Raw genomic sequence first — 1,784 nt, forward strand, 5'->3', positions numbered from 1 at the left:
CCCAGGGCGATTGCCCGCAGGCGAGCCGTTGCGTGGGCCTCGCCGAGATGAAGCAGCGCGTGTGCCTGCCGGGCTGCCTGGCCGACGCCGACTGCGAGCGTCCCGGCCACGCGTGCCTGGGCGGCGCCCGGCACGTGTGCGTGCCGAGGGCCGACTGGCCCTTTGGCTCGCCGGTCGGCACCCGGTGCATGAGCAGCCACGACTGTACCGGAGATGCGCTCGGCTTCTGCCTGACCGAGGCGGGCCATGGCTTCAAGACAGGCTACTGCTCGCATCGCTGCGACGACGGCCAACCCTGCCCCCCGCACAGCCACTGCCTGCTCGACGCCCCCACCGGCCGCCAGCTCTGCGTCAAGCAGTGCGAGTTCCGGTCCCGTTGCGGCGCCCCCGTCGAAAGCGGCGTGGACTGCTACGACGCCGACCGCGACGGCGTCCTCGAGTGCTGGAAGGGCTTCGGCCGCATCGGCGACCCCTGCGCCCGGCCCCTGGACTGCCCCGGCGGGGAGTGCCTCACCGGGATGCTGTGGCCCGCGGGCTACTGTACGCGGGCGTGCAGCGTCGGGATGCCGGGGTCGTGTCCGGATGGGGGGAGCTGCCAGTTGCTAGGCCAACGAGCAAGCTGCCTAGCTGGCTGCACCATGGAAAGCGAATGTCGAGAGGATTATCGGTGCGATCTTATTCTCAGCTTCTGCACAAGGTAGGGCCACGGCTGCCACGCTACTAGGGCACGGGAAGGATGCACCTACACGCTCCAGGATGGCCCGCGCAATGGGTGGCGCCACCCACAACTCTCCTCCCCTCCCTCCTCGCCGTCACCCTGAGCGCGTGCGGCATCACCACCCAGACGGTGTGCGGGGACGGCATCCTGCAGTTCGGCGAAACCTGCGATCCCGCCTTGATTATCGGCCAGCCGGGGGCCTGCCCCCAGCAGTGCGAGGACGGGAATCCCTGCACCACGGACAAGCTGGTGGGGGACCCGGCGCTGTGCACGGCCGTGTGCCAGCATGGCCCGAGCCCCGGCTGCAAGGCGGGCTGCGGCGACGGGGTGCTGCAGCCCCACGAGCTGTGCGACCCGGCCATTCCGCCCGAAGCCCCTGGAGCCTGCCCGGCCAGCTGCGACGACGGCAGCGCCTGCACCGTGGACAGCCGCAGCGGTACGCCAAAGGACTGCAGCGTGCAGTGCAAGCACACGTCCATCCGCGACTGCGTGGCGGGCGACGGCTGCTGCCCCCTGGGCTGCCCCCCCCAGGTCGACAGCGACTGCACGGACGTATGCGGCAACGGCATCCTCGGTCCGAACGAGCTGTGCGACCCCCTGATCCCCGAAGGAGCCCCCGGGGCCTGCCCCACACGCTGCGACGACGGCAAGGTGTGTACCAGCGACCGCTTGCTCGGCGATCCAAGCCACTGCAACGTTCGGTGCGAGTTCCGCACGATCAGCTACTGCGAGCCCGGGGACGGCTGCTGCCCGTCGATCTGCGGTTTCTACGACGACAGCGACTGCCCCCCGCCGGCTGGAGGCGCCGGCGTGCCCTGCACCACGGACAGCGACTGCCTGCTGCCGGGCGCGGCCCCGGGGCTGCGCTGCTTGACCCAGGAGCAGACCGGCTGGCCGGGAGGCGTGTGCAGCCTGGGCTGCATGACCCAGGGCGATTGCCCGCAGGCGAGCCGTTGCGTGGGCCTCGCCGAGATGAAGCAGCGCGTGTGCCTGCCGGGCTGCCTGGCCGACGCCGACTGCGAGCGTCCCGGCCACGCGTGCCTGGGCGGCGCCCGGCACGTGTGCG

General features: G+C 71.5%; 2 protein-coding genes. Both read left to right on the forward strand.

Annotation, left to right across the window (positions count from 1 at the left end):
* On the forward strand, positions 1 to 701 hold a 701-nt coding region (locus MJD61_01710; protein MCG8553994.1), incomplete at its 5' end, for a hypothetical protein.
* 71 nt (positions 702 to 772) lie between these two features.
* On the forward strand, positions 773 to 1,784 hold a 1,012-nt coding region (locus tag MJD61_01715), incomplete at its 3' end, for a hypothetical protein (protein ID MCG8553995.1).

Source organism: Pseudomonadota bacterium, from assembly GCA_022361155.1.
Taxonomy (GTDB): domain Bacteria; phylum Myxococcota_A; class Polyangia; order Polyangiales; family JAKSBK01; genus JAKSBK01.